The organism is Brucella sp. NBRC 113783 (assembly GCF_040372265.1).
In the GTDB taxonomy this organism is placed as follows: domain Bacteria; phylum Pseudomonadota; class Alphaproteobacteria; order Rhizobiales; family Rhizobiaceae; genus Brucella; species Brucella teleogrylli.
The window spans coordinates 416,241-441,678 of the sequence record NZ_BAABRX010000003.1 but is presented as its reverse complement, the minus strand read 5'-3'; the positions used below and the strand labels follow the sequence as shown (position 1 = coordinate 441,678).

Below are 25,438 nucleotides of genomic sequence, written 5' to 3'. Positions count from 1 at the left end.
TGCGAAAATATGCACAGCCGTGCAGGGTACGAACTAATTGCATTGGCGATTATATATGAATCGTATATGGTATGTGTATAACACAGCAAATTCGGAGCCAACGATGGGTATAGTGAAGATCGCCGATGATCTGCATGAAGAATTGCGCAAGGCGAGCGATGTCATGTGTCGTTCGATCAACGCGCAGGCAGAATACTGGATGAAAATCGGCATGCTGGCGCAGGCCAATCCAGATATGTCATTCAACGAAATCGTGCAGATGCAGTTGCGCGCCGCCCAGGTGGAAATTCCGGTCATGGCTGTACGGCCATCATGACCAAGACGCCCGCCGAATTGGAACAGATGGCGATTTCAGGAGCGCTGTTGGCTTCTGTTTTCACACTGCTGGACCGTACACCGCTTGCCGGCATGACAACGATGCAGGTCAACGATCTGGTTGAGGGTTACATTACGGATGAGTTGAAAGCGCGACCCGCCAGCAAAGGACAATATGATTATCCCTTTGTGCTGAACTGCTCGAAGGACGATGTCGTCTGCCACGGAATGCCGTCCCATGATGATGTTATCGCTAAAGGCGAGATCATCAATTTCGATATTACGCTTGAAAAGGGTGGCTATATCGCGGATTCCAGCAAGACTTACATGATCGGCGACGTCGCGCCGTTTGCCTCCCGTCTTGTACGCGTGACTTATGAAGCCTTGTGGAAAGGCATTGCAGCGGTTCGACCCGGCGCCACGTTGGGCGATATTGGTTATGCCATTGAGCGTCATGCCAAGCGGAACGATTACAGCATTGTGCGCGAGTATTGCGGCCACGGCATCGGACGAGAGATGCATGAAGAACCGCAGGTTCTGCATTTCGGCAAACCGGGTACGGGGGTTCGCTTGCGCGAAGGCATGGTTTTCACCATCGAACCAATGCTCAATCAGGGAACGGCCAAGGTGAAAACCGAAAAGGATGGATGGACCGTCGTTACACGCGACGGAAAACTATCGGCGCAATTCGAGCACACAGTTGCCGTCACCGGCAATGGCGTGCGTGTGCTGACCTTGCGTCCGGACGAAAAGAAAATGCTGGCAGCCATAAAGCATGCAGTATGACTGCCGGTTTGGCTATCGATTGTTCTCACGCCGCCATGTCTGGAATTTCTGCTCGAATTTCTCCTTGGTGCAAGGATAGAGCCCAATTATCGCTTCACCGTTCTTGACCTCTTCGAGCACGAAATCTTCGTATGTTTCCATCCCGATGCATTCCTCGGCGATTTCTTCGCAAAGATGCGCCGGAATGACCATGACGCCATCCGCGTCGCCGACCAGCACGTCTCCGGGAAACACGGCGGCGTCGCCGCACGAAATCGGTACATTGATGTCGATGGCTTCGTGCAAAGTCAGATTTGTTGGCGCCGACGCTTTTGCGCAATAGGCGGGCATGGATAATTCGCCAATTCCGGTCACGTCACGAAAGCCGCCATCGGACACAATGCCTGCCGCGCCACGCAGCGCAAGTCGCGTTACCAGTATCGACCCGGCGGTTGCCGCGCGTGCATCCTTGCGTGCATCCATAACCAGCACCCAGCCGGGCGGGCAGGTTTCGATGGCAACGCGCTGTTTGTGATCAGGATTGCGGAAAACAGTGATCGGGTTTCGATCTTCACGCGCGGGAATGTAACGCAAGGTGAAAGCCTGCCCGACCATGTTTTCGGGCTTGCGCGCCACTTGAAGCGCGCCTTGAATGAACTGATTACGCAAACCGCGTTTATAAAGCGCCGTAGCAACCGAGGCCGTCGAAACTTTCTTCAGCTTGGCGCGGGTTTCTTCCGAGAGAACATAATCGGTCATGGTCTGCCTCTTAATAGATCACCGGTTCATCAACCGGACGGCCAAAATCGGTTTTCAGAAAATCGAAGTCGCAACCCTTGTCGGCCTGTTCCACATGTTTGGAAAACACAAAGCCGTAGCCACGTTCATATTTGGGTTCAGGTGTCTTCCAGGCGGCGCGGCGTTCAGCCAGTTCTTCGTCTGGAACAAGCATGTTCAGGCTGCGGGCGGGGATATCCAACTCCACCATATCGCCGGTCTTAAGCAGGGCTAGCGGCCCTCCAATGAAGGATTCCGGTGCAGCGTGGAGCACACAGGCGCCAAAACTTGTCCCCGACATGCGAGCATCGGAAATGCGCACCATATCGCGCAGGCCGAGCTTCAAAAGTGCCTTCGGCATCGGGATCATACCCCATTCCGGCATGCCCGGTCCGCCTTGTGGACCGGCATTGCGCAAGACAAGCACGGTGTCCGGCGTCAAGGGATAATCGGGATCATCAATGATCTTTTTCAGCTCGGGGTAGCTGTCTGCAACCAATGCCGGGCCTTTATGACGATGGAATTTCGGGTCGCAGGCCGCAGGCTTGATGACAGCTCCATCAGGACACAGGTTCCCCTTCAATACCGCCAGTGACCCCTCATGATAGACGGGGTTGGAAAGCGGGCGGATAACATCATCGTTCCAGACCTGGACCTTCTCCAGCCCTTCCACCAACGCGTCACCTGTTACGGTGATAGCCGTGGGGTCGAGCTTGTCCGTGAGTTGTTTCATCAATGCGCGGATGCCGCCCGCATAATAGAAATCTTCCATCAGATATGTCGTTCCGGATGGTCGAATATTGGCAATCACCGGTGTGGTGCGCCCGATGCGGTCGAGGTCGTCCAACTCCAATGGAATACCTGCGCGCCGCGCCATGGCAATCAAATGAATGATGGCATTGGTTGAACAGCCGGTGGCCATGGCGACGATAACGGCATTTTTGACAGCAGCAGGTGTAATGATCTGATTGGGTTTCAAATCGTCCCAAACCATATCAACAATGCGGCGTCCGCATTGGGTCGACATGCGTTGGTGGTTGGCGTCGGCTGCCGGTATGGACGATGCGCCGGGAAGGGAGAGGCCCATGGCTTCGGCAATCACGGTCATCGTCGACGCGGTGCCCATCGTCATGCAATGCCCATAGCTGCGCGCAATACCGCCTTCAATGCCTTGCCATTCTTCCTTACCGATGGTGCCTGCGCGGCGCTCGTCCCAGAACTTGAACATGTCAGTGCCCGACCCTAGCGTTTTCCCGGCATAATTGCCGCGAAGCATTGGACCTGCGGGCAGGAAAATGAAGGGTAGACCGGCGCTTGTTGCCCCCATGATGAGTGCAGGCGTGGTCTTATCGCATCCGCCCATCAAAATGGCTCCATCGACCGGATGCGAGCGCAGCAGTTCTTCGGTCTCCATCGCGAGCATGTTGCGATAGAGCATTGTTGTGGGTTTCACGTAGCTTTCAGACAAGGACAGAGCGGGCAGTTCAAGGGGAAAGCCGCCTGCCTGCAATATGCCGCGTTTGACCCATTCGACCCTGTCCTTGAAATGGGCATGGCAGGGCTGCGCATCCGACCATGTATTGATGATCGCGATGATGGGCTTGCCCTCCCAGTCCACCGGATCATAACCCATCTGCATGGTTCTGGAACGATGGCCCGAAGAACGCTGATCATCCGGCAACATCCAGCGCGCAGAACGCAGATCGGCATATTGCTTCCTGGGCATTTCAATATCTCCCCGAAAATTTTCGGCCCTGCCTGTTATCAGCGAGCCTGCTTTAGTTGTGACTGTGCCCCACGGATCGGCGCATGAAAGCTAATCGCCACGCGTATAGTCTTGTGCTGTGAAAGCGCCGCCCTGATAGCGCCGCGTGATCGAATCGCCAGTTTCGGCGAGGTCGCCAAAACGCGAGGCGTCATCCTGCGGCACATAACCGATGCGGCTGGCATCGTCCTTTTCCCACCAGCGCCCGGCATTGGCGGAGATCCCCCAGACGACGGCAAAGCCGGTTTCCTGCGCCTCGACAGATCCGATCAACAACCGCACAAGATCGTCTTGCGAAAGCCAGGTGGCGAGGTGTCGTGCTTCGGTTGGTTCAGGAAGGCAGGAGCCTATGCGCACGTGAACGCTTTCGACGCCGTGTTTGTCGAACATCATTTGCCCAAGCAGTTCACCATAAGCTTTCGACAATCCGTAATAGCCATCAGGCTTGAAGGGATCATCGCTGCTCAGCACCGCATCGCGTTCATAAAAGCCAATCGTATGATTGGAACTTGCAAAAATCACCCTTTGCTTTTCAGCGCGCGCAGCCTCGAAAATATGTGTAACGCCGAGAAGGTTAGCACGGGCGATCAGATTGTAAGGCTTTTCGATACTGATGCCGCCAAAATGCAATATCGCATCGGTTCCGCAAACCAGTTCGGCAACCGCATCGGCATCGCTCAGATCCGCCTGTATGAATTCTGCACCTTCGGGCAAGGCATCGGGGAATGGTTCAATGTCGGATAAGCGCAGACGGTAACCGGCTTGTGACAGTTTTCGGGTGAGCATACGGCCAAGATTGCCGGAAGCCCCGGTCAAAAGGAGGTGTTTCATTCAATTAAATTCCCTTCATGCGCGCCACTTTTGCCCCGGCAACGGTGCTGGTTGCGAGATGCACACCGCCCGATTGCGGAGCTTCGGCCAATTTGTCGGCGGGCGCCAAGCGATGCGAAGTCAGCGCGATCTGCTTCAGACCGGGACCGCAGAAACAAGGCATTGTCGGTGCCGGAACCGGAACCGAAAAGCTTGCGAGCAGATTTCCATCCGCATCGAAGCGATTCAGGACACCAGCCGACACACCCGCACTCCAATAAGCACCTTCGGCATCGCAAGCGCCGCCGTCCGGTCTGCCGGTACCTTCGTCGAGGTCGCGAATGCGTCTCTGGTTGCTAATACGGCCCGCCATGCGGTCAAAGGCGTAACGGTCGATCCATGGTCCCCGGGAATCCGTATGGAACATCGTGGTCGCGTCCGGTGTCCATGCAAGGCCGTTTGAAACCTCAAATCCCTTTGCCATGACCGCAGCTTGCCCATCGGCAGTAACACGATAAAGTTTCGCGATAGGTTCGCGTGTCGGGCGACAATCCATGCTGCCGATCCACAGCGCACCGTCGGGACCGATCTTGCCGTCGTTGAGCCGCGATGTTTCTGGCTCATCATAGCCGCCCCACAGGAGTTGCCTGTCACCGCTATCTGGGTCGAACAGAATGACTTCGCGTGCCAGCGCGACGATCAGCTTGCCGCTTTCGGCAAGCGCGACGCATGGAACTTCGGCTTCAAAGGTCCAGTCTCGAACCGGGCCATGTTCAAGATCGATTTCGTAAAGCTTGCGCCCATTGATATCGCAGGCAAAAAGCTTCGCCCGGCGCTCGTCCCAGACGGGGCTTTCCATCAATGCGCCGCGCAGATCGGCAATACAGTGAAACGGTCCAATCATAATGCGTCTGTCTTTCTGCGGATAACATCCGGGTGGTTAAGAACGAAATCGGAGAGCTCCAAGCCAAGCCCGGCCCCTTCAAAGGGATAGATCATCCCGTTTTCAATCCGTGGCATCACCGTGACCAGATCGCGATACCATGAAGTGTAATAGGCCCGGACCGACTCTTGATAGATGGCATTGGGCGCATTGAGCGACAGGTGAATGGAGGCTGCGAAAACGACTGGTCCCGTGCAGTCATGCGGCGCAATAGGGCGCTGGAAGGCTTCGGCCATGGTGGCGATCTTCTTCGCTTCGGAAAGTCCGCCGCACCATGAAATATCCAGCATCACATAATCGGACGCATCGGCGCGCAGGACGTCGAGGAATTGAGCGCGGGTTGCCATTGTTTCGCTTGCACAAACCGCAATGCCGGATTTCTGGGCATAGACCGCAAGCGCTTGCGGATTCATCATTTTGATCGGGTCTTCCGACCAGAACGGGCGGAACGCCTTTAGCTCGCGCGCAATGGTCAGCGCCGATGTCAGGTCCCACATGGAATGGAATTCGACCATGATTTCCATTTTGTCGCCGACAGCACTACGTATCTGGCGGAACGGCTCCAGAGCCTTGTCCAGATCCTGCGCATGGATGAAGTTTCCCCCCGAAGCCACGGCGAATGGATCAAACGGCCATATCTTCATAGCCGTTATGCCTTCGGAAAGAAGACTTTCGGCAAGCGCGCCCGCGTCACGGTGAAAGGCAAGCTGGTCCTCGTAAGGTCCTTCCTTGCCTTCGTCCGTATCGCCGATATAGCGACGCGCACCGCTTTTGTTATAGGTGTAGCCTGCACAGGTATTGTAGGTGCGGATGGAGTGTCGCGACAACCCGCCCAGCAGCTGGTGGATGGGCTGGCCGGCGACCTTGCCAAAAATATCCCAAAGCGCGATGTCGATGGCGGACGCGGCGCGAATTTCCACGCCGGAAGACCGAAAGCCGACATAAGGCTCCAGCAGGAGTTTGGATATCCGGTCGATCTCCAGTGGGTTCTGCCCGATCAGTTGCGGTGCGATATCACTATGGATATAGGCCGCCACGGCATTCGCGCCGCGAAACGTCTCACCCAGACCCACAATTCCCCCATCGGTGTGGATTTGAACCCACAAGATGTTGTTGAGGTGCGGCAACTGCACCGTCTCCACAGCCGTGATCTTCATCATAGGCTCCTGTTCAGTCTGTCACGTTAATGCGCGGATGGTTGACGGTTGCGCGCGACAATTTGCGTGGGGTTGACGAAGCGCAGCGCCAAAAGAAGCCATACCAGCGAAGTCACCATGTAGATCACGGCCATGGCGTCGATGGATTGGACGGAACGAACACCGGCTGCGAACACCGAATAATAGAGTGCCACGACGAGTGTTTGCGATGTTGGGCCCGCTGTCAGGAAGGTAAGTTCGAACATGGCCACCGTTCGTACCAGAACCAGAAGCATGGCGGCGAGAACACCGGGCAGCAACATGGGCAGGAGCACATGGATGAAGAGTTTGAATGTTCCAGCGCCGAAGACCCGCGCCGCCGCCTCAACCTTGGGGTCTATCTGTTCAATGAAAGGGATCATGACGAGAATGACGAAAGGTACGGTCGGCACGAGATTGGCAAGAACGACACCCCAGAATGTTCCGCCGACACCGAATTTATAAAGAACGGTCGCGAGCGGAATACCGAAGGTTATTGGTGGCACGAGCAACGGCAAAAGGAAGATCAGCAGCACGAATTTCTTACCGGGGAAATCGCGTCGCGCCATGGCATAGGCGGCGGTCACACCGAGAATGCCGGATAGGATCACAACGGCAAAGACCACCTGAAACGTCACCAGCAAGACCTGATCCAGCTGGAATTCCGCCCATGCGGCTGCATACCAGCGTGTCGTGAAGGCATCCGGCAGCCATGTGCCAAGCCAGCGGGTGCCGAAACTCGACACGACGACAGCCGTAATAACCGCCAGAACGTTGAGGACAAAGAAGCCGGTGACAAGCCAGACGGCGGTGATCCAGAGTTTGGAGAGAAGGGATGTGTCGCGAACCATGATTTATCCCTTTCCGCCCGCTGTCGAGCCACGATAGAAAAGTGAGCGGACGCCAAGAAGTGCGCCAACGACGAGCAACTGTACCGCTGCCATGATCATGGCAATTGAAGACGCCATGGAGTCGTCATATTGCTCGAACGCGGCCTGCGCCGCCGCAATGGATATGACGCGCGTAGGGCCGGATGGAGCGCCCAGAAGCACGGCGGATGGGAATACCGCGAAGGCCTGAACGAAGGTGAGGCAGGCCGCCACGACCAGACCGGGAACCAGCAGGGGCAACATGACATATCGAAAGCGCTTCCAGCTATTGGCTCCATGGGTGGCCGCCGCCCGTTCCAGTGCCGGATCGATGCCGGTTATATAGGAGAGCGTCAGTAGAAACGTGAATGGAAAAACGGTGATGACAAGTGAAGCGAACACACCCCAGTAATTATTGGTCAGCTTCAGCGGGCTGTCGATCAGGCCGATGAAAATCAGCGTGCGACTGAACCAGCCTTGAGGACCGAGATAGTTGAGAAGACCTTCCGCGATCAGAACTGTGCCAAGCGTAATGGGCAGGACAAGTATGGTCGTCAGCAGCCGCTGGCGTCGCATCAATCGAACGCGCAAGGCGATTGGTACGGCAAACATTACACTGATGATCGTCACCGGAACAGCAAGCCAGAGGGTCGCGCCGATGGTTTTGTAAAGAAATGGATCGGAGAAGAATTTGGCGTAGTTGGCGAGCGCGCCGCCTCCATCCAGCGGGTTGAACGACAGCACCAGCCCATAGAGGAATGGGTAGATGAAGACACCCACCACAAACAGCAATGCTGGGAGGATCAGTAATGTCACACCGTCGAAGCCGCGATTGGCGAGCCTTTGTCGCAGACTGGGCGTTAATGGCGCCTCGGCGTATCGCTCCTGAGCTAGATCAACCATGCCTCAGTCCTCCGCCGGAAAGACGAGTGCATTGGCTGCATCAATGCCGAGCGCAATCTGGCTGCCCGGTTCGACGCCTTTCGGGCCGTGAAAGATCAATTCCAGACCTGTTTGCGTGCGCGCTGTGCCCACATATTCGCGACCGCGATATTCGATGGTTTCAACGGTTGCCTGCAACGTATTCTGATGGCCCGAGCCGGAAACGACATCGTCGCCGCGTGCCATCAAAACGGCTTCATCGCCAGTTTTTAAGGCGTCAACCGCACGTCCCGTCAGCGCGTTACCAGCGACGTCAATGGTTGCCTGACCATTTTCGATGCGCGTGACCTTGCCGGGGAGGGCGTTTCTGAACCCCATGAAGGCTGCAACATCTCTGTAGAGCGGCGCTTCATAAAGTTCGTTGGGCCTGCCGACCTGACGAATTTCACCATCGCGCAACACCACAATGCGGTCTGCAAGCGACAGGGCCTCGTCCTGATCGTGCGTAACGTAGATCGTGGTGGAACCAAGCTGATTGTGGATGCGACGAATTTCGGCGCGCATTTCGAGGCGCAGTTTTGCATCGAGATTGGATAATGGTTCATCCATCAAGACCAGAGGAGGTTCAATGACAATTGCGCGGGCGATAGCCACGCGTTGTTGCTGACCGCCAGAAAGCTGTCCGGGGAGTTTTTCTTCCTGCCCCTGCAGGCGCACCAAAGCCAGTGCCGCTCGCGCGCGCTTTTCGATCTCGCTTTTGGCGAGCCCGCGCATTTTAAGGCCAAAGCCGACATTTTGCAGAACATTCATATGCGGAAACAGCGCATAGTTCTGGAAAACCATGCCAAAGCCCCGATCCTCGGGCTTCAACTGGTCAACGCGACGATTGTCGATATAGATGCCGCCGCCCGTCGTGCCGAGAAGACCGGCAATACAATTGAGAGCCGTAGATTTTCCGCAGCCGGAAGGGCCGAGAAGTGCGATGAACTCGCCTTTCCGGATGGTGAGGTTGATTTCCCTCAGCGCATTGAAAGTTCCGAATGAACGGCTCATCCGGTCTAGCCGGAGTTCTTGAAAGGACATTGACGCAAACACCATGATTTGTTTGGCGATCATGGGCGCTTCCAGACGAGCAGACGTGGCTCGCCTGGAAATACCCGCTTAAGAGCGCATCCCGAAAAGTGTGAAACGGTTTTCGGAAAGGATGCGCTTTAAAACGAAGGCCTTAGCTGGCCGCGACCTCTTCATCCCAGCGCCGGAATGCTGCGACGAGCGCCTCGGGTTCAAGTGGAAGTTCAATTGGGTTGTTGGCGATCCACTCGGCATATTCGGGCCGACCGAACTCAGCTATGATGTTCTGGCTTTCCTTCGGCGCCATCTCGATCGTAACGTCTTTGACTGCTGGGCCCGGATAGAAATAACCAGCATCGTAAGAATAAGCTTGCTGGTCCGGCCTCAGCGCAAACTTGATAAACTCCATCAGGACGGCGATCTTCTCTTCCGAAACGCCTTTTGGAATTGCAAAATAATGCGCATCACAAACCCAATGGAAACCGTCGAGCTTGCTGACGCCCATTTCCTTCGGCACCACGCCCAGTGCACGTGGATTGATATCCCAGCCGGTGGTGGTCACCGTCATGTCGCGGGTGCCTTCGCCCAGTTCCTTCATCAGGGCGCCAGTGCCTGCCGGATAATATTCGATGTTTTTGTGCAGTTCCTTCAGATAGGCCCAGGTTTTATCCCAGCCCTTGATCGGGTCTTTTGGATTGCTGTCGCCGAGAAGATAGGGGAGCCCCATCAGGAATGTGCGGCCCGGGCCTGAATTGGCTGGACGTGCATAAATGAACTTCTTGGGATTTTCCTTTGTCCAGGCCAAAAGTTCTTCAGCGTTTTTAGGCGCGGTCTTGACCTTGTCGGGATGGTACTCAAGCAGCGGTCCCGACGGGTAATAGGACACCACCACGCCTTTGCCCTTCGACATTTCCTGCATGCGCCATGCTGGCTCAAGATAGATGTCCTGAAGCTTGGGCAAGCCGTTTTCCGGCAAGGCGATGATGTCGGTCCAGATATCATCTGCAAGTCCTGCCGAGAGCGCGTCAGGGCCGACAATGACCAGATCGATATCGATGCGATTGGCGCGCTGTTGGGCCTTGATCTTGCCCGGCAGTTCCGGCGCTGGCGCTTTATTGAAAGTAAAGCGCGAAACGAGCGCCTTTTGTTCGGATGCAAAATTGTCAAATATGGGCTGGGTCAAAGCGAGGTTGCCCGCAGCATCGATAACGTTCAGCGCAACGGGCGATGATGGCAGTTTTGCCGACTGGGCCCAAGCACCTTTCGGCAGCATGATGCCCATACCTGTTGCAAGCCCGGCCCCCGCCATGAATGTACGGCGTGAAATTCCCTTATTCATGTTCTCCTCCATTTTTGGTTCTGCGGTGCGCCCATCTTCTCCCTGTCAGGACGCCCTGATTTCATCTGTCAGACTAAGCCATCTGTCTCCCAACCTGCGACAATCTGCTGGAGCGTTTCGCGGTCGTGTTTTTCGAGTTGCGGCAATCCGGGAAGCCGGACCTTGCCCACGGCAAGCCCCTGAATTTGCAAGGCTTCCTTGACGACCGTAACATTGGCGCCATTGCGGTATTTCGTGCGCATGGTTTCAAATTCAGCGATGCTTTCGACGACCGATCGCGCGCGGTCGTAATCACCGGCCTCCAACGCATTCCAAACAGCAAGCGAACGCTGCGGTGCGACATTGACCAGTCCTGAAGTGAAGCCCCGTCCGCCAAGCGCGTAGAAGGGCAGGGCCCAGCTTTCCGCGAGACCGCAAATCCAGGTCGCGTCCATGCCTTTGGTCGCCCGGCAGCATTCGAAGAAAAGCATCGTGTTTTGCGATGCGAATTTTACCCCGGCAACTTTCGGATGGGTGGCGAGCCTGACCATTTCATCAAGCGGGATCAAGTCAGAACGGATATAGGCGACGATGGGTAGATCAATCGCTTCAGCAATCGCGATAAAATAATCAACCTGCGCATGCGGGGCCGCGAAGGGATCGAGCGGATGATGGATCATCACGCCGTCGGCACCTGCCGCGCTGGCAGCCTTTGCCACTTTTATGGCTTCACGCACCGAACGGCCCGCAGCGGCTGTGACCGCTGTCTTACCGCCGGCAGCTTCAATCGCTATCGATTGCAGGCGAATAACTTCGTCTTCGGTCAGGCTGTAGAACTCACCGGTGTTACCACCGCTGACGATATTATGAACGCCCGCATCGGCGATGCGCGAAACGATTTTCGCCGTTAGCACCGGGTCGATTTCGCCCTGTGCGTCATAAGCGGTTGCATGCACGCCCGAAATGCCGCGAAGCACTTGGCGATAGCCTGCTAGATCCATTGTTTCCTCCCAATAGGCCGGTCAGAAGACCAGCTCGATATGCGTCTCCCCTGCCTTTACGATGTGCTCACGCATCAATCGCTCGGCCAAATCTCCGTTTCTTTTGGTAATCGCCAGCATGATAGCCTCATGCTCGTTGAATGATTGACGCCGAACGTCATCGCGAGAAAGCACCGTCACCCGGGCCGCATGGTCATACATGCGCTGAGCGTTTTGCAGTCGTCGCAGATATTCACAACCGGACGCTTCATGAATGCCGTCGTGAAATTTCTCGTTCAGTTCGATCAATTCATCGACGTCGCCGGTTTCCACCGCCGCGCGCATTTCCTCAATGGTGGCGCGAAGAAAATCAAAAGCTTTCTCGCTTCCGTGTTTTGCAGCCTGCCGCGCAATGATGCTTTCCAGCGCAGCGCGCGCCAGCATCATCTCTTCCGCCTGACGTTCGTTGAAGCAGACAAAGGTGCCGCGACGCGATTCCGTTCGAACCAGCCCTTCGCCCTCAAGCTGCCTCAGCGCTTCCTTGAGCGGACTGGTGCTGATGCCAAGATCGGCTGCAAGCTGACGTTCATTCAATTTCTCGCCGGATTTCAGCCGACCGGAAATAATCGCTTCCCGCAAGCTGTCATGCACATGGTCTCTGAGATTTCTCAGCTTAATCGGCTTGAGAGCTAATGCCTGCGAATCCAAAGCTCAAATCTCCCTGAAACTCCTCGCTTAAAGAAATAGCCGCCTATTTTGTGATATGTCAATATCTGATGTATCAGATTTAATGTCTCTAAGGCCTGCCTGTCACATAATGCATGAAGCGCATTCTGTTATTTTATGGAGGCGGCGTCGGCATGCGATTAAGTTTTACGTAGTGGAAAACAAAAATGGCGCCGCAGCGCCATTCTCAATAAGCCCGAAACTGAGGTGAGAGTTATTCCGTCAGCGCCAGACGACGGCGAAGCCGTGCAGCCCTTCCACCAGCAACGTTGGCTGACAGCTTTTGAAAAGCGTCGAGATAATTGTCCTTGGTGCGAAGAATATGCGCAGCCAGTATCGTGGATAGTTGGTCACGCTTGTTCTCGGCAAAGAGGCTGATCATGTGCGCATGATCTTTATACGAGCGGTCCGGTTCACCTTCTGCGCGAATGGCAAGATGAGTTCTCAAAGATGCCACGCGGCCTAGAATAAGATCGTAAGCATTTTTGAGATAGCGATTGCCGCAGTGATGAAAGAAGGCAAGGTGGAATGCGGTATCGGCGCGGCCATAAGCCTGCATGTCGCCACTATCAATGGCCTCAGTCATGGCTTGCAACTGCTTCTGCAATTCGCTGACCGCCAGCGGAAGCGATTGTTGGGGCGTAAGCGCAATCGCTTGCTTTTCCAATCCAACGCGATAGTCGCAAAGTTCGGCAATGTCCTCCAGCGTCGGTGTGAAGACATAGGTGCCGGATTTTGGGACGATGATCACCAGCCCTTCCATCTGCAACAGATTGAGCGCTTCACGCACAGGCGTTCGGCTGACTTCAAATGCAGAGGCCAGAGTGTCTTCGGAGAGGTTTTCCCCAAAATCGAGCTCGGCGTCGACGATAGCCGCGCGTATTTTATCAGCGATCGTCGGGACAAGACTCTTGCGCGGGGGCGTTTTCGGCTTTGTCATGCCAGTACACGGTCTCCTCAAAGAATTTCCGGCAGCGCGTTCAAGATCGCTGCCGGTAATGTGGTCTAGTCGCGTTTCGCTTTCAAGCTCATGCAGAGGAAGAAGCTGATGATCGGAAATACTGCAAGTACCAGAAGCGAGATAGAAAAACTATCGGTCGCCGTTTTGACCCAACCCACAATATAGGGACCTGTAAAGCCGCCAATCTGTGCAAAGCCGTTGATTGCAGCCAGACCGCCAGCCGCTGCCGCACCAGTGAGGAACTGCGTCGGCAAGGTCCAAAAAACACCGAGATAGGACCAGAGAAAGAACGCACAGATGCAAAGCAGCAGCAGGCCCAGATAGGGGTTGGGCGCAAGCGCGCTGGCTGCGAGGAATAGGCCGCCGAACAGGCCGGCAATGGCCGTGTGAATCTTGCGCTCGCCGGTGCGGTCGGAACTGCGTGAAATGACGACCAGACCGAGTGCCGCGAAAATGAACGGTATGGCCGAGACAAAGCCAGACTGCAGGGTGGTCAGGCCAAAAGTCTTCACGATCTGCGGCAGCCACATAATCACACCATACACGGCGATACCGTTGAACATGTAAACCAGCGTGAGGAGCCAAACCCGGAAATCGCTGAAGATCTCGCGCAGGCTGTGACGGGTATCGGCCTGGACGTTCTTTTCGTCGGCGGCGAGCTGTTCCAGAAGCCAGGCGCGTTCGTCCGCTTCCAGCCATTTGCTGTCTTTCTGCGGTGAATCGACAAGATAGAAGAACGTGATAATGCCCAGCAGGACTGCGGGCAATCCTTCAAGGATGAACATCGCCTGCCAGCCGTGCAGGCCAAACAGGCCTTCACCAGCGTCGATCAGCCAGCCCGAAATCGGTGCGCCGATGACAATTGACAATACGGTTGCGGCCATGAAGAGGGCCGTCGCACGGCCACGTTCTTTGGCTGGGAACCAGTAAGTCAAATAGAGGAGTACGCCTGGCGCAAAACCAGCTTCGGCTACACCGAGCAGAAAACGCAGGATATAGAAGGACGTCGGTCCCTGCACGAAGGCCATCGCACAGGAGACAATGCCCCAGGTGACCATGATACGGGCGATCCAGATGCGCGGACCTACCTTGTGCAGGATCATGTTGCTGGGGATTTCAAAAGCCAGATAGCCGATGAAGAAAATTCCCGCGCCGAGGCCGAACATATAAGGCGTCAGGCCGATATCTTCGTTCATATGCAGTGCGGCAAAGCCGATATTCACGCGATCCAGATAGTTCACGATGAAGCAAATAAAGCAGAACAGGACAATGCGCATGTTGAGCTTGCGGATCGTCCGGTCGCGTAGACTGGTATTCAATTGAGCGCCGTCAGCACGGATAGCATCCGCCATGACATTCCTCCCTAAGCTTTGATGTCGCCCTCCGCGACACCTTTCGGCGGCACCTATAGACTGGAAAAGAAGTACGCACAAGTGGAATACATAATCTAGAACCCTAGTTGACAATCGGATCGATCTGGTCATTCTTGCCGCAGAATGAAACATGACGCCCTTTGTGGCGGGAGGATAGAAGTGCAGCAATCACAATCGGCAAACATCGGCTCCGGTTATTTCGTTGACCGAACGGTTTTGGTCACCGGCGGCGCATCGGGGATCGGACGCGCCGTTACCGACAAGCTGGTCGGTCTCGGCGCGAAAGTTGCGGTGTGGGATATCAATGCTGAACGGCTTGCTGAATGTCAGTCCCTTCACGGCGACCGGGTGCTGACGGCCAACGTCAATGTTGCGGACCGCGCATCCGTTGAAGTTGCCATGAACGCGCTTGTAGGGTCGCTTGGTGGTGTTGATCATCTCTTGAACAATGCGGGTATAATCGGTCAGCGCATGACTGTCGAAGATATGAACGAGCCGGAACTCGACCGGGTTCTCGGGGTCAATCTGAAGAGCGCTTTCTATGTTTCCAGCGCCTTCATTCGCGCTCCTTCCAGTCGTGCGGATCGTTCCGTGGTGAATTTGTCTTCGATTGCCGCGCGCACCGGCGGCATGGTTGGCAATATCGTTTACGCAACTACCAAAGGTGCGATTGCGTCCTTTACTGTCGCACTTGCCAAAGAGCTTGCGCCGAAGGCACGGGTTAACGCATTGGCGCCCGGCGTCATCAACACGGAAATCCAGCAGGACGTTTTTGCCGATCCCGCCAATATTGAAGCGATGGCCAATATGATTCCGCTCAAAAGGCTTGGCACCGCCGCTGAAGTTGCAGATGCTGCGGTTTGGCTCCTGTCCGGAGAGGCGTCCTATATCACCGGTGTTGTCGTAGACGTATCCGGCGGTCGCTAACAGGGAGAGCATAATGAAGAACACAGCTGAAAAATTGAGAGCTGATATTGAGTCGGGTCGTCTGCTTCAAGCTCCGGGTGCCGCCGACGCATTGACTGCACGTCTGGTTGAGATGGCACAATTTCCCGCCATTTACATGACGGGTTTTGGGGCGACGGCCTCGCGGCTCGGTCTGCCGGATATCGGCCTGCTGTCGCAAACGGAAATGACAACCCATGCGCGTGACATGGTCCGCGCGGTTGATATTCCTGTGATTGCTGATGCTGACACCGGTTACGGTGGCCCCGCCAATATCTGGCGAACGGTTGAAGAGTATATTCAGGCTGGCGTTGCTGCAATCCATCTTGAAGACCAGCAATTGCCAAAGCGATGCGGCCAGCGGTCGGGCGTACGCGTCATTCCGGCAGAAGAAAACATTCGTCGTTTGCGTTGCGCTGTCGAAGCGCGCGACCAGCATCCCATGTTATTGATTGCGCGGACGGATGCAATCCAGAGTGAGGGCATCGATGAAGCTATTCGTCGCGCAAAACTCTATCAGGATGCAGGCGCCGACCTCGTTTTTGTCGATGGTATCAAGAAGATCGCTGAAGTTGAGGCGGTTTCCAAGGGCGTGCAAGGTCCCAAGGTAGTCAGCATTGTTGATGGCAACGAGACCACCGCACTCAAGGCAAAAGACCTGGAAGAGCTCGGTTTCAACGTTGCTTTCTATGCGCTTTCTGCTCTTTTCTCTGCGGTTAAAGCCGTTCTAGATACACTTGATGTGTTGAAGGCAGAAGGAACCCCGCATAATCGCGCAAGCGCCATGGTATCATATGCAGAGTTCAGTGCTGTTACTGGACTTGCAGGCTATGATGCACTGGACGATCGTTACGGCTGGCCGGAACACAAGGAATAACCTCAAACGAAAACAGGTGGCCCGCTTTCCGGCGGGTCACCTGTTTTATGTCATAGTCAGGTTGGGGCAGGGGCTGCCCCAAGTGGGTTGTTTGTTATGCCTTGCCTAGACGCTTGCGCAGTTCGGTGTTTTCGGAGCGAAGCTTTGCAGCCAGTTCCTTGCGCAGTTTGAGGTTTTCAGCTTCCAGTGCAACAAGCGCCTTGAGATCGTCGCTCGACGATGCCTTGGCAGCAGCCGGTGCTGCGGTCTTTCCAGCAGCATTCTTCCAGTTGTAATAGGTCTGTTCGCTGACTTCAGCCTGCTGCAATGCAGCTTTCAACGTGACCTTGCCACCCTTGGTAGCCTTTTCAACGGAGGCAAGAATAGAAGCGCGTTCGGCTGGCGAATATTTCTTCACCTTGCGGCCAGCTGGTGCTGCAGCAGCTGCAGCGGCCTTGGGTGCGCTCTTGGCAGCTTTGGGAGCCTTGACTGCCTTCGCCGCAGGCTTTGCAGCGACCGCTTTAGGCTCGGCCTTCTTGCGCGGTGCACGGGTTTTCGGCTTGCTGCTTGCAGGCTCTGCGGCAGCGGTCTGGTTTGCTTCTACAATGGTTTCATCAGCCATGTTCAGTTTCTCCTGAATTGATACTCGGGTAAGCTTTCCGGGTGCCGAATATATGGGACAATGCTTAATGCAACCATAAGTGCCATTACTTTGACAATTTGTGAAGAGATGCCATCCAAAGACATGCGGCGAGCGATCTATTATGAAGGCGGATTGATTGTTGAAAACGGGCCCCGAAATCTATAGGTAGAGCGCAGTACCTGTCGTACACTTCCATGGAATTTGATCGAGAAAGCTATTTTCGGATGAAGAATCCAATCCGCAATGTTGTGGTTGAATATAAGAACCGGCGTGCGCGCAAGAGCGGCAACTCTCTTTGGGGCAACCTTGATCTGAAATCGATTGCCCGTGAAGTGGACGAGGATGTCAAGGCACCGCACGCAGCCGAGCCGTCAAAGCCCGCTATCCCGCAAGCTGACAGCAAGCCCGCTGAGACCATCCAAGAACCCACCCCACAGGGGAAAGCCATTGTTGAGCCGGTGATCTTGGAAGCAATCGCGTCCCCGCAAGAAGCCGAAACGCTTCCGGCTATCGCCACTCCCGTCTCGGCAACGCCTGAAAAGAAAAAGCGAAATACTCGCCGTCACTTGAAGGCAATTGCTGACAAGCCGGTAAAGGCAAAACCATCTCCGAGAGCGAAACTTGATATTCTGGATGAACTGCAAGCGCTTGAGGCCGAGAATGCTACACTAAAACGACAGCTGGCTGAAAAGCTCAACGCCGAAAACCAGAAAATGCGAAAAATGCTTCATCGTATAGAGACGCAGATCGAACTTTAGTCCTGACTGTCTGCCTGTAACGGCACAAGTTTTTCTAGATCGATGGCGACTTATCAAAGGCTGCGAAACATGCATGCCATCGCATCAACGAGCTTTGGCTTCAGGCGCTGGCGTTTCCTTCTTTATGATAAGCCCTTCCAGCAAAGTGCGAAATGTCTGCACAGCCTTTTTTGAGGTGACTTGCGGGTCTTCTGCATTGGCAATCCATTGAGCGGCGCTACTGCTGGCTGCATTAATGAGGCGCGCGGCAGCTTCCGGGTCAATGTCTACGATAATACCAGCCTTTTGGAGATCCGCGAGACTGCGGGCGACCGTTGCAATACAGCCATTGGCATTTGGCCAGCCGGACGGGTCTCCAAGCACCGCGGGACCGTCTCTGAACATGATGCGCTGAATTTCCGGCTCCAGCGCCATCTCAACATAGGCGACATTCTCATCGACAAAGCCCTGCCAGGGTGTCGCGGCGCGGGACGAAATCGCGCAAAGCCTGCCGGTCATTTCAGCATCAATCTGATTGACGACAGCTTGCAGGAGGCCTTTTTTGTCGCCGAAGTGGTGGTAAAGCGCGCCTCTGGTCAGACCGGCTGCGCCCGTAAAGTCATCCATTGAGGCATCGGCATAGCCCACTGTACCGAATGCCTTCCGTCCCGCGGCCAGCAGCTTTTCCCGGGTTTCAGCAATCATTTCGCTACGGGGTTTGCGCACAACATTCTCCAGTTTTCACATACGTGACGTATATTAGTTGACATGCGCCACGTATCAAGTAATTAATTGACATACGCCACGTATGTAAATGGCAAAATCCTTTGCACCAAGGAACAGGTCCATGTCCAACCCCTATAAAGAGATATTCAGCGCGCCCGGCGCGCTTGGCTTTTCCGCCGCTGCGGGCTTTGCGCGGCTTCCAATGGCAATGGCTCCAATCGGGATCGTCGCGATGCTGTCTCTGACGCACGGCGAATATTGGCTGGGTGGCGCAGTTTCCGCTACCTTTGCCTTGACCAACGCGTTTCTGTCGCCGCAGATATCGCGGGCTGTCGACAAATTTGGGCAACGGGCCGTCGTAGGACCGGTAACCATTGTTTCGGTGGTTGCGTTCGCGGCGCTGACTTTGGCTGCCAATCAAAAATGGCCCAACTGGACCCTATTCGTATCGGCCTTTTTGGCCGGAACAATGCCAAGCATATCCGCGATGGTACGGGCACGATGGACCGAGATCTTTCGTGACCGACCAGAGTTGAATACCGCCTTTGCATTTGAGTCGGCTGCCGATGAATTGGTCTATATCGCCGGCGCTTCGCTCTCGGTTGGCTTGACCGTAGCTCTTTTCCCAGAGGCCGGGATGTTGATCAGCACGGTCTTTCTCGCTGTTGGCACCATTGCTTTTCTCGCTCAGCGTTCAACAGAGCCCAAACTCCGTATGCCTGACCAAAATGTTTCGCAGCGTTCCGCTATCAGGCTTCGTTCGGTTCAAATTATCACCCTGGCTTTGGTATTCGTGGGATCGACTTTCGCCACAGCGGAAGTTAGTGCTGTCGCGATCACCAGGGAGCTTGGCCAGCCCAACATGGCAAGCTTGGTTATTGGTGTATACGCCATCGGATCCTTTGTGGTCGGTCTGACGCTAGGCGCGCTCAAACCCAGAATTCAATTGCCGCTACAGCTGCTCATTGCGGTTAGCGTCCTTGCAATCACCGCCCTACCGCTCTTGTTTGCAAGCTCGTCGGTCGCTCTACTGGCCGTGGCTGTCTTTATCAGCGGCATAGCCATTTCGCCGACTTTCATCACAGCTTTCGGTCTCACCGAACGCCGCGTGCCGGAAAGCATGCTGACTGAAGGTATTACCTGGGTCATGACGGGGATCGGTATCGGGATGGCGCTCGGTGCGTTCATCGCGGGCTGGGTCGTCGATAATTTTGGTGCTGCGAACGGCTTCTGGGTGTCGATTGTTGCAACTGTGACGACCGTTTTAATCGTCGGATTGGGACAGAGGGCTTTGTCTGGCGAGCGTACAACATTGGCCGTCGCCGAGCGCTGTTCGGCGCAGCCTGCTGAATAACGGCTTGTATAATCATGAGGCCCCTGACGGAAAGAACGTTGGGGGTCATTTTTTATTTGCATTACCACATAGTGGAGCAATGCTCTATTTTTGATCGCTATTTTTAGTGAGGCCTGTCCGCCTTGCCAGCTCTGCTATCGCCTTCGAATTGTTATGCTTCCTACCAATAAAAAGAAGAGAATTGGTCAACGTTAAATCCACGCAAGACAAGGGCGAGGGGCAATCCTGTTGGATGCAATCTCGCCGATGTGAATTATCGCGCGAGAAATAGGACAAACATTGTGCGGGCTGATCCCATAGACGAGCAAAAGCCCGCGCCGTGGCAAAGGGTTCTCCTGCTACAAGGACCAGTTGGGCCTGCGTTCCGCCTGCTTCGGAGATATCTGACGCAATTGCGCTATCATTGCATTCAAGTGTTGTTCAATCCGGGTGATCGGCTCTTTACGGGGCGACGGAACGGCACACTCGTTTACACGGGCGGTATAGATGGTCTCGAAGACTGGCTGCTTGTTCAGGCGAGCACCCAGAAAATCACACACATGGTTCTCTTCGGTTCAGAACGCCCAGTTCATATCATAGCACGCCGAGTGGCCGCGCAACTGAGCATAGTCGTGATATCTCTTGAAGAAGGATATATCCGCCCCGGTGCGATCACACTGGAATTCGGAGCAAACAACGCCTTTTCTCCAATTGCCGGGCAGCTTCCGCCGCGCAGCTTCCGAATTGATCGTGAAGATACTTACCCTGACAATCGGGGTCATTTCTCCGCTATGTGTATCTATGGTGGGCTATATTACGCGTCTGTCGCGCTTTTTGCGAAACGCAGACAACGGCGGCTTATGCACCGTGATATCGGCATTCTCCGTGAGTTGCCCCACTGGTCAAAAATTTCCACCGTTGGTTTTGGGGGCAATCGAAGAATAGCGCAATCATCGAACGCCTGCTGGAGCACAGTGTCGGTCAATATTTTGTGGTGGCTTTGCAGGTTTCACAGGATACCCAGTTGAAACGCTCCGCCCGAGGGTGGGACAATGCGCGTCTGATAACTGAAGTGCTTGATAGCTTTGCAGCATCGGCTCCGCAACATCTGCGGCTGGTTTTCAAAATACATCCGTTGGAGCGGGGTGATGACAATGATCGCAAGCTGATAGACGAACTGTCGGTTAATCTCAGCATCATTGTGATTGCGGAATTATCATCCGCGACGGCCATATCGTCTATTATGATGATATCGCGACGCTGCGGATCAGCTTTGCAGAGGCTTGATCTTGAAAGCCGGCCCTTCCGGCCCGACTTTTGCTTCCGATGGCAAGTTGTTAGCTTGCCTTTTTTGTAATCAGCGTCAAAGCGCCATTTTCCGAAAGACTGGCTGCAATGACATCTTGTTCGTTCATGCCCTTCTTTTGCAGGGCGTCGCGCGCCTCGGGGAACGTCTTCACCGATGTGCGCAGTTTGGTGAGGTCATCGGCGCTGCGTTTTTCGACTACGGCTTGAACCTCTTTCTGGCTTTCAGCCGGCAGTTCCTTGATATCTACCACAGATACAGTCTGTATGGTTGGGGCTGTTGAAGGTTGCTGAGCCGCTGGCGCAGAATTGGCCGGGGGCTGTGGTGCCTGTTGCTGAGCCATTGCGGCAGGGGTCAGGGCGACGAGAGTTACGAATGCAAGCGATGCAATTCTTGGCATCATCATTCCTTTCCAGAAATTCTGCTAGAGGCGATTTGGGTGACGGAGCCAGTGCACAGGTCGAATGTGACCGTAAAGAGTTTCTTTCGGGGCTATTCCAAGGTTAAACCATGTTTCGGTCAAGGCGCCCGCATCTTAACAAATTGTGTGGGCGACATTCATTGCGTCGTATTTGACCTGTATGTCATGACAAAAATTGCTATAACAGTTCAATCGACACTTTGTCATGATGGAGCCGGTAAGCCTATGTGGAAACCCGTATTGGAGCTGCGCAAAGGCGCAACCAAACACCGACTTCTGACAGAAAAAATTGTCGATGATATCGAGGGCGGTATTCTGCAACCGGCAGCCCGGATGCCTACGCATCGCGAGCTTGCGCATCAACTCGGACTTTCTGTGCAGACTGTCAGTATCAGCTATAAGGAAGCAGAACGACGCGGTTATTTGCGTGGTGAAGTTGGACGCGGAACTTACGTTTGCAATCGCGTCACCGAACTTGCGGACCGTTTCATGCTGGATCGAGATCCGAGCGGCACCGCTGATATGTCGATCATACGAGCTGTCTATACGGAGGCGCATGAGCGGGCCTCCAAGCATCTGTTTGAACAATTGAGCCAAACGGAAAACGCCAGTTTCATGCGTCCATGTCGGCCAATCGCCGGGCTGGATCACCATCGCGCCGTTGCTCAGGAATGGCTGCGTAGCTTATCTGTTGATGTTGATCCGGGCCGTATCGTCATTACCAATGGAGCGGCACATGGCCTGTTTCTTGCGGTCGCGACAATTGTTCAGCCGGGCGAGGTGGTGCTGACGGAACGCTTGACCGACCATGGCATTATCGGGCTCGCAAATGTGCTGGGTTTTACGCTGCGCGGCCTGCCAATCGACGAACAAGGTGTCATGCCGGATGCTTTTGAGATGGCGTGCAAAGCTGGTGATGTCCGCGCGCTCGTGCTGATACCGACACTGGGCAATCCCACAAGTCATCTCATGTCTGCGCAACGTCGTATGGCGATCGCGGAAATCGCCGCCAGATACGATGTTTGCGTTATCGAAGACGAAGTTTACAAACCGATCCTAGAAGAACGGCTGCCTTCTATGCCGGAATTACTACCGGACTTGGGCTTCTTCGTAACAAGCTTCACGAAGACTGTCATGACGGGGCTTCGCACCGGTTATCTCGTTGTTCCATCGCAATATTCCATTCGTGTTGCATCGATTTTGCGCGTCACAAGTTGGAGCGGGGTCAATCTTCTGGGCGAGATGGCAAGCCGCTGGATTGAGGATGGCACCGTCAAGGAACTCATCGAAATCCAACGGGGCGAATTGCGTACAAGACAGGCGCAGGTGAGTGACGTCTTGGGGCCTCTGATCGCTGGGAGCAACCCGTTGTCCCTGTGCGCCTGGCTCAAAATCCCACGCCACTGGTCCGAAGACGGGTTGGTAAGAGCGCTGGCCAATAAGGGGGTCGCAGTGACGCCATCCGATCCGTTTGTAGCCGGGGCCGACCGCGGCGAAGGGGGCATTCGAATTTGCCTTGGCGGACGGCTGTCACGCACAACCTTGCACAAAGCACTTGAAACCATCCGTGAAACCGCCGCACAACTTCCACCAGTTTATGATGTTGGCGCTATAGCCTGACCCTAAAGGACAGACTGGAGAAACTCCTTGGTGCGCGCTTCTTTCGGTGCTTGAAATATCTGTTCGGGCGTGCCCTGCTCGCAGATGCGCCCTTTGTCGAAAAAGCAAACACGATCAGAGACTTCGCGCGCAAAGCGCATTTCGTGGGTTACCAGCAGCATGGTGAGATCATGCTCCTGCGCAAGACTGCGGATGACTGACAACACCTCGCCAACAAGCTGCGGATCAAGCGCCGATGTCGGTTCATCAAACAGCAGGACACGCGGACGCATTGCCAGTGATCGTGCTATGGCAACACGCTGTTGCTGACCGCCCGATAATTGGGTTGGATAGTGATCCTTCTTGTCCGAGAGGCCGACAAGAGAAAGCAGGTCCAGCGCGCGTGCTTCGGCTTCCGCACGTTTAAGACCAAGGACATGGACGGGCGCTTCGATGACATTGCGCAATACGGACATGTGGGGGAAGAGATTGAAGCTTTGAAACACCATCCCGACATGCGATCTGATCTTCCGTAAATGTGCTTCGCTGGCATAGAACGGTTCTTTACCGCCGGTCTCATGATAGGGCATTCCACCCAATTCCAGTGTGCCTTCCTGAAAGGGTTCAAGTGTCATGAGAATACGCAATACAGTAGATTTTCCGGAGCCGGATGGGCCAATGAGCGTAACTTTTTCGCCTGTTGTGACCGAGAAATTAAACTGATCCAATACGGTCAGTGCCCCAAAGCGTTTGATGACGTTCTGAAAACGTATGATTTCCTGCGTCATTTGAGAGCGATCCCGTTCTTTGGAAGTGTTCGTTCAAGCAGACGGATGGCTGCTGAACAGATGAGTGTTAAAATGAGGAAAATCAGGCCGACCATCGATAAAGGTACGAGATATTCAAAGGTACGGTCGCCGATAAGGTTGGCAAGATTGAGCATGTCGACGATGCTGACGACCGAGAGAACCGGCGTTTCCTTTAGCATCGAGACCAGATAGTTGCCCATGGCCGGAATGATCCGGGGAACCGCTTGCGGTATGACGATATCGCGATATGTCCTCCACGGCGTCAGATTGAGCGCGCGGGCCGCTTCCCATTGTCCGCGAGGAATGGCCTCAATGCCGCCGCGATAGACTTCGGATGTATAGGCCGAATATTGCAGGCCGAGCGCCAGAGCGCCGGTTAAAAATGCTGGCAAGACAATGCCATAGACTGGCAGTACGTAATAAAGAAAGAAGAGCTGCACCAAGAGCGGCGTATCCCTCAAGAACTCCACCACAACAGCCGTGGGCCAGGAAACGATTTTGTAACGGCTGCGCCGCAAAAGCGCAAAGACCAATCCAAGCGCCAAGGCGATGGCAAAACCGGTTGCTGCAGCTTTCAGCGTTACGGTCAGACCGATAGCCAGGATCGGCAAGATCGATATGGCGAAGGACAGTGTGGACGTGGTGTCCCAGGCATAACCATAGATCATGCGAAACCTCCAGCCATGGTCTGGCGGCGAAGGCGTCGTTCCAGCCATCTTATTGCAGTCGCAAGCAAAAGAGCCATCGCGAAATAGCCAAGCAGTGTTAGGGAATAAATGGTCACGCTATCCAATGTCAGGTTGCGCAATCTTTGGGCCTGAAATGTCAGGTCGCTGATAGCGATCAGGGACGCAAGAGCGGTATCCTTGAGATTATGGATGGCGAGATTGCCAAATGCAGGCATCATCTCGACAATAGCCTGCGGCAAGACAATGTGGAACAGCGTGTGTCTTTTGCCAAAATTGAGCGCGCGTGCAGCTTCATGTTGGGCTTCTGGTACAGCCTGCAGCGCACCGCGCACGACCTCGGCACCATAAGCACCGATATTCAGGCCAAGACCCATGATGCCCGTGGTGATTGGGTCAAAGGAAATGCCGATCAGCGGCAAGGCATAGTAGAGCCAGAACAGCTGTACCAGAAGCGACGTGCCCCGGAAGACTTCGATATAGACCACGGCGATCGCCGACAGGATTCTCCCGCCTGCAAAGCGCGCTATTCCCGCCGCAAACGCGAATATGGTGCCTATCACCATCGAGCTCAAAGCAAGTACGATGGTGACTTGCGCACCTTTGAAAAGGGCGGGTAAATATTCCGTCCAATGCATAGGGTCGTC

At 54.8% G+C, this 25,438-nt stretch carries 28 protein-coding genes; 9 read left to right on the top strand and 19 right to left on the bottom strand.

Features of this window, described 5'->3' with window-relative positions; genetic code table 11:
- Positions 1-103 precede the first annotated feature (103 nt).
- Both ABWW11_RS12560 and map read left to right on the top strand, forming a co-directional pair.
- Entirely contained in the window at positions 104-316 is a 213-nt protein-coding gene (locus ABWW11_RS12560) for a ParD-like family protein (protein WP_109365955.1), read from the top strand.
- Positions 313-1,101 carry a type I methionyl aminopeptidase gene (gene map, locus ABWW11_RS12555; protein WP_319080692.1) on the top strand — a complete coding sequence of 263 codons (789 nt, stop codon included), beginning with the start codon at positions 313-315 and terminating at the stop codon, positions 1,099-1,101. The genes ABWW11_RS12560 and map overlap by 4 nt, the downstream gene beginning before the upstream one ends.
- 12 nt (positions 1,102-1,113) lie before the next feature.
- Here the strand turns inward: map and ABWW11_RS12550 are convergent, their stop codons facing one another.
- The 13 genes from ABWW11_RS12550 to ABWW11_RS12490 form a co-directional block, all read right to left on the bottom strand.
- On the bottom strand, positions 1,114-1,839 hold the full coding sequence (locus ABWW11_RS12550) for a ribonuclease activity regulator RraA (RefSeq protein ID WP_109365957.1): 726 nt from the start codon (positions 1,837-1,839) through the stop codon (positions 1,114-1,116).
- A gap of 10 nt (positions 1,840-1,849) precedes the next feature.
- Positions 1,850-3,583 (bottom strand): L-arabinonate dehydratase, encoded by a 1,734-nt coding sequence (gene araD, locus ABWW11_RS12545; protein ID WP_109365958.1) that lies wholly within the window; start codon positions 3,581-3,583, stop codon positions 1,850-1,852.
- 90 nt (positions 3,584-3,673) lie between these two features.
- Positions 3,674-4,453 (bottom strand): NAD-dependent epimerase/dehydratase family protein, encoded by a 780-nt coding sequence (locus tag ABWW11_RS12540; protein WP_109365959.1) that lies wholly within the window; start codon positions 4,451-4,453, stop codon positions 3,674-3,676.
- Between the two features lie 4 nt (positions 4,454-4,457).
- Complete coding sequence (locus ABWW11_RS12535; protein WP_109365960.1) at positions 4,458-5,336, bottom strand: SMP-30/gluconolactonase/LRE family protein; 879 nt, start codon at positions 5,334-5,336, stop codon at positions 4,458-4,460.
- Entirely contained in the window at positions 5,333-6,532 is a 1,200-nt protein-coding gene (locus ABWW11_RS12530) for a mandelate racemase/muconate lactonizing enzyme family protein (RefSeq protein WP_109366417.1), read from the bottom strand. The genes ABWW11_RS12535 and ABWW11_RS12530 overlap by 4 nt, the downstream gene beginning before the upstream one ends.
- A 26-nt stretch (positions 6,533-6,558) precedes the next feature.
- On the bottom strand, positions 6,559-7,401 hold the full coding sequence (locus ABWW11_RS12525; RefSeq protein ID WP_109365961.1) for an ABC transporter permease: 843 nt from the start codon (positions 7,399-7,401) through the stop codon (positions 6,559-6,561).
- A gap of 3 nt (positions 7,402-7,404) precedes the next feature.
- Positions 7,405-8,322: an ABC transporter permease gene (locus ABWW11_RS12520; protein ID WP_319080691.1), complete on the bottom strand. Its 918-nt coding sequence runs from the start codon at positions 8,320-8,322 to the stop codon at positions 7,405-7,407.
- A gap of 3 nt (positions 8,323-8,325) precedes the next feature.
- Positions 8,326-9,399, bottom strand: a complete 1,074-nt coding sequence (locus ABWW11_RS12515; RefSeq protein WP_181375993.1) for an ABC transporter ATP-binding protein — start codon at positions 9,397-9,399, stop codon at positions 8,326-8,328.
- A 127-nt stretch (positions 9,400-9,526) separates the two neighbouring features.
- Complete coding sequence (locus tag ABWW11_RS12510; protein ID WP_319080697.1) at positions 9,527-10,681, bottom strand: extracellular solute-binding protein; 1,155 nt, start codon at positions 10,679-10,681, stop codon at positions 9,527-9,529.
- Positions 10,682-10,779: 98 nt separating this feature from the next.
- Complete coding sequence (locus tag ABWW11_RS12505) at positions 10,780-11,691, bottom strand: dihydrodipicolinate synthase family protein (RefSeq protein ID WP_109365963.1); 912 nt, start codon at positions 11,689-11,691, stop codon at positions 10,780-10,782.
- A gap of 21 nt (positions 11,692-11,712) precedes the next feature.
- The gene (locus ABWW11_RS12500; RefSeq protein WP_319080690.1) at positions 11,713-12,321 is read right to left on the bottom strand and encodes a GntR family transcriptional regulator; all 609 of its coding nucleotides are present in this window, start codon (positions 12,319-12,321) and stop codon (positions 11,713-11,715) included.
- Positions 12,322-12,610: 289 nt separating this feature from the next.
- Positions 12,611-13,336: a GntR family transcriptional regulator gene (locus ABWW11_RS12495; RefSeq protein WP_109365964.1), complete on the bottom strand. Its 726-nt coding sequence runs from the start codon at positions 13,334-13,336 to the stop codon at positions 12,611-12,613.
- Between the two features lie 65 nt (positions 13,337-13,401).
- Positions 13,402-14,709: an MFS transporter gene (locus ABWW11_RS12490; RefSeq protein WP_109365965.1), complete on the bottom strand. Its 1,308-nt coding sequence runs from the start codon at positions 14,707-14,709 to the stop codon at positions 13,402-13,404.
- Between the two features lie 180 nt (positions 14,710-14,889).
- Here ABWW11_RS12490 and ABWW11_RS12485 point away from each other — a divergent pair, with 180 nt between their 5' ends.
- Both ABWW11_RS12485 and ABWW11_RS12480 read left to right on the top strand, forming a co-directional pair.
- Complete coding sequence (locus ABWW11_RS12485; protein ID WP_140025324.1) at positions 14,890-15,657, top strand: SDR family NAD(P)-dependent oxidoreductase; 768 nt, start codon at positions 14,890-14,892, stop codon at positions 15,655-15,657.
- Positions 15,658-15,670: 13 nt separating this feature from the next.
- Positions 15,671-16,552 (top strand): isocitrate lyase/PEP mutase family protein, encoded by an 882-nt coding sequence (locus tag ABWW11_RS12480; RefSeq protein ID WP_109365967.1) that lies wholly within the window; start codon positions 15,671-15,673, stop codon positions 16,550-16,552.
- Positions 16,553-16,646: 94 nt separating this feature from the next.
- Here ABWW11_RS12480 and ABWW11_RS12475 read toward each other — a convergent pair whose 3' ends face one another.
- Positions 16,647-17,153 carry a transposase gene (locus tag ABWW11_RS12475; protein WP_109365968.1) on the bottom strand — a complete coding sequence of 169 codons (507 nt, stop codon included), beginning with the start codon at positions 17,151-17,153 and terminating at the stop codon, positions 16,647-16,649.
- 215 nt (positions 17,154-17,368) lie between these two features.
- On the opposite strand from ABWW11_RS12475, the gene ABWW11_RS12470 reads away from it, so the two are divergent.
- Positions 17,369-17,932: a hypothetical protein gene (locus ABWW11_RS12470; RefSeq protein ID WP_353410346.1), complete on the top strand. Its 564-nt coding sequence runs from the start codon at positions 17,369-17,371 to the stop codon at positions 17,930-17,932.
- 84 nt (positions 17,933-18,016) lie between these two features.
- On the opposite strand, the gene ABWW11_RS12465 is transcribed toward ABWW11_RS12470, so the two are convergent.
- On the bottom strand, positions 18,017-18,637 hold the full coding sequence (locus ABWW11_RS12465; protein ID WP_319081072.1) for a TetR/AcrR family transcriptional regulator: 621 nt from the start codon (positions 18,635-18,637) through the stop codon (positions 18,017-18,019).
- A 121-nt stretch (positions 18,638-18,758) separates the two neighbouring features.
- On the opposite strand from ABWW11_RS12465, the gene ABWW11_RS12460 reads away from it, so the two are divergent.
- The 3 genes from ABWW11_RS12460 to ABWW11_RS12450 all read left to right on the top strand — a co-directional run bounded on the left by ABWW11_RS12460 (position 18,759) and on the right by ABWW11_RS12450 (position 21,327).
- Positions 18,759-19,991: an MFS transporter gene (locus ABWW11_RS12460; protein ID WP_319081076.1), complete on the top strand. Its 1,233-nt coding sequence runs from the start codon at positions 18,759-18,761 to the stop codon at positions 19,989-19,991.
- A 281-nt stretch (positions 19,992-20,272) separates the two neighbouring features.
- Complete coding sequence (locus ABWW11_RS12455; RefSeq protein WP_319081071.1) at positions 20,273-20,998, top strand: capsular polysaccharide export protein, LipB/KpsS family; 726 nt, start codon at positions 20,273-20,275, stop codon at positions 20,996-20,998.
- Positions 20,962-21,327, top strand: coding sequence for a capsular polysaccharide export protein, LipB/KpsS family (locus tag ABWW11_RS12450; RefSeq protein ID WP_353410341.1), 366 nt, complete (start codon positions 20,962-20,964; stop codon positions 21,325-21,327). Before ABWW11_RS12455 ends, ABWW11_RS12450 begins: the two co-directional genes overlap by 37 nt.
- On the opposite strand, the gene ABWW11_RS12445 is transcribed toward ABWW11_RS12450, so the two are convergent.
- Positions 21,308-21,619 (bottom strand): hypothetical protein, encoded by a 312-nt coding sequence (locus ABWW11_RS12445; protein ID WP_319081070.1) that lies wholly within the window; start codon positions 21,617-21,619, stop codon positions 21,308-21,310. The two genes, ABWW11_RS12450 and ABWW11_RS12445, sit on opposite strands and share 20 nt — an antisense overlap.
- A 303-nt stretch (positions 21,620-21,922) precedes the next feature.
- On the opposite strand from ABWW11_RS12445, the gene ehuR reads away from it, so the two are divergent.
- On the top strand, positions 21,923-23,317 hold the full coding sequence (ehuR, locus tag ABWW11_RS12440; RefSeq protein WP_319081075.1) for a MocR-like ectoine utilization transcription factor EhuR: 1,395 nt from the start codon (positions 21,923-21,925) through the stop codon (positions 23,315-23,317).
- Between the two features lie 2 nt (positions 23,318-23,319).
- Here the strand turns inward: ehuR and ehuA are convergent, their stop codons facing one another.
- Genes ehuA through ehuC form a run of 3 tightly spaced genes read right to left on the bottom strand, consistent with a single transcriptional unit; the run spans position 23,320 to position 25,429 of the window.
- Positions 23,320-24,084, bottom strand: a complete 765-nt coding sequence (ehuA, locus tag ABWW11_RS12435) for an ectoine/hydroxyectoine ABC transporter ATP-binding protein EhuA (protein WP_319081069.1) — start codon at positions 24,082-24,084, stop codon at positions 23,320-23,322.
- Positions 24,081-24,773, bottom strand: coding sequence for an ectoine/hydroxyectoine ABC transporter permease subunit EhuD (ehuD, locus tag ABWW11_RS12430; RefSeq protein ID WP_140025311.1), 693 nt, complete (start codon positions 24,771-24,773; stop codon positions 24,081-24,083). Before ehuD ends, ehuA begins: the two co-directional genes overlap by 4 nt.
- Positions 24,770-25,429, bottom strand: a complete 660-nt coding sequence (ehuC, locus tag ABWW11_RS12425; RefSeq protein WP_319081068.1) for an ectoine/hydroxyectoine ABC transporter permease subunit EhuC — start codon at positions 25,427-25,429, stop codon at positions 24,770-24,772. The genes ehuD and ehuC overlap by 4 nt, the downstream gene beginning before the upstream one ends.
- Positions 25,430-25,438: the final 9 nt, after the last annotated feature.

Bases quoted from the DNA above. Each gene is read 5' to 3' on its own strand.
- ABWW11_RS12470 (WP_353410346.1), top strand. From the start codon at position 17,369: ATGGAATTTGATCGAGAAAGCTATTTTCGGATGAAGAATCCAATCCGC.
- ABWW11_RS12515 (WP_181375993.1), bottom strand. From the start codon at position 9,399: ATGGTGTTTGCGTCAATGTCCTTTCAAGAACTCCGGCTAGACCGGATG.
- ABWW11_RS12535 (WP_109365960.1), bottom strand. From the start codon at position 5,336: ATGATTGGACCGTTTCACTGTATTGCCGATCTGCGCGGCGCATTGATG.
- ABWW11_RS12520 (WP_319080691.1), bottom strand. From the start codon at position 8,322: ATGGTTGATCTAGCTCAGGAGCGATACGCCGAGGCGCCATTAACGCCC.
- ABWW11_RS12525 (WP_109365961.1), bottom strand. From the start codon at position 7,401: ATGGTTCGCGACACATCCCTTCTCTCCAAACTCTGGATCACCGCCGTC.
- ABWW11_RS12460 (WP_319081076.1), top strand. From the start codon at position 18,759: ATGTCCAACCCCTATAAAGAGATATTCAGCGCGCCCGGCGCGCTTGGC.
- araD (WP_109365958.1), bottom strand. From the start codon at position 3,583: ATGCCCAGGAAGCAATATGCCGATCTGCGTTCTGCGCGCTGGATGTTG.
- ABWW11_RS12475 (WP_109365968.1), bottom strand. From the start codon at position 17,153: ATGGCTGATGAAACCATTGTAGAAGCAAACCAGACCGCTGCCGCAGAG.
- ehuD (WP_140025311.1), bottom strand. From the start codon at position 24,773: ATGATCTATGGTTATGCCTGGGACACCACGTCCACACTGTCCTTCGCC.
- ABWW11_RS12490 (WP_109365965.1), bottom strand. From the start codon at position 14,709: ATGGCGGATGCTATCCGTGCTGACGGCGCTCAATTGAATACCAGTCTA.
- map (WP_319080692.1), top strand. From the start codon at position 313: ATGACCAAGACGCCCGCCGAATTGGAACAGATGGCGATTTCAGGAGCG.
- ABWW11_RS12540 (WP_109365959.1), bottom strand. From the start codon at position 4,453: ATGAAACACCTCCTTTTGACCGGGGCTTCCGGCAATCTTGGCCGTATG.
- ehuR (WP_319081075.1), top strand. From the start codon at position 21,923: ATGTGGAAACCCGTATTGGAGCTGCGCAAAGGCGCAACCAAACACCGA.
- ABWW11_RS12480 (WP_109365967.1), top strand. From the start codon at position 15,671: ATGAAGAACACAGCTGAAAAATTGAGAGCTGATATTGAGTCGGGTCGT.
- ABWW11_RS12560 (WP_109365955.1), top strand. From the start codon at position 104: ATGGGTATAGTGAAGATCGCCGATGATCTGCATGAAGAATTGCGCAAG.
- ABWW11_RS12510 (WP_319080697.1), bottom strand. From the start codon at position 10,681: ATGGCGGGGGCCGGGCTTGCAACAGGTATGGGCATCATGCTGCCGAAA.
- ABWW11_RS12445 (WP_319081070.1), bottom strand. From the start codon at position 21,619: ATGGCTCAGCAACAGGCACCACAGCCCCCGGCCAATTCTGCGCCAGCG.
- ABWW11_RS12505 (WP_109365963.1), bottom strand. From the start codon at position 11,691: ATGGATCTAGCAGGCTATCGCCAAGTGCTTCGCGGCATTTCGGGCGTG.
- ABWW11_RS12530 (WP_109366417.1), bottom strand. From the start codon at position 6,532: ATGAAGATCACGGCTGTGGAGACGGTGCAGTTGCCGCACCTCAACAAC.
- ABWW11_RS12495 (WP_109365964.1), bottom strand. From the start codon at position 13,336: ATGACAAAGCCGAAAACGCCCCCGCGCAAGAGTCTTGTCCCGACGATC.
- ehuA (WP_319081069.1), bottom strand. From the start codon at position 24,084: ATGACGCAGGAAATCATACGTTTTCAGAACGTCATCAAACGCTTTGGG.
- ehuC (WP_319081068.1), bottom strand. From the start codon at position 25,429: ATGCATTGGACGGAATATTTACCCGCCCTTTTCAAAGGTGCGCAAGTC.
- ABWW11_RS12550 (WP_109365957.1), bottom strand. From the start codon at position 1,839: ATGACCGATTATGTTCTCTCGGAAGAAACCCGCGCCAAGCTGAAGAAA.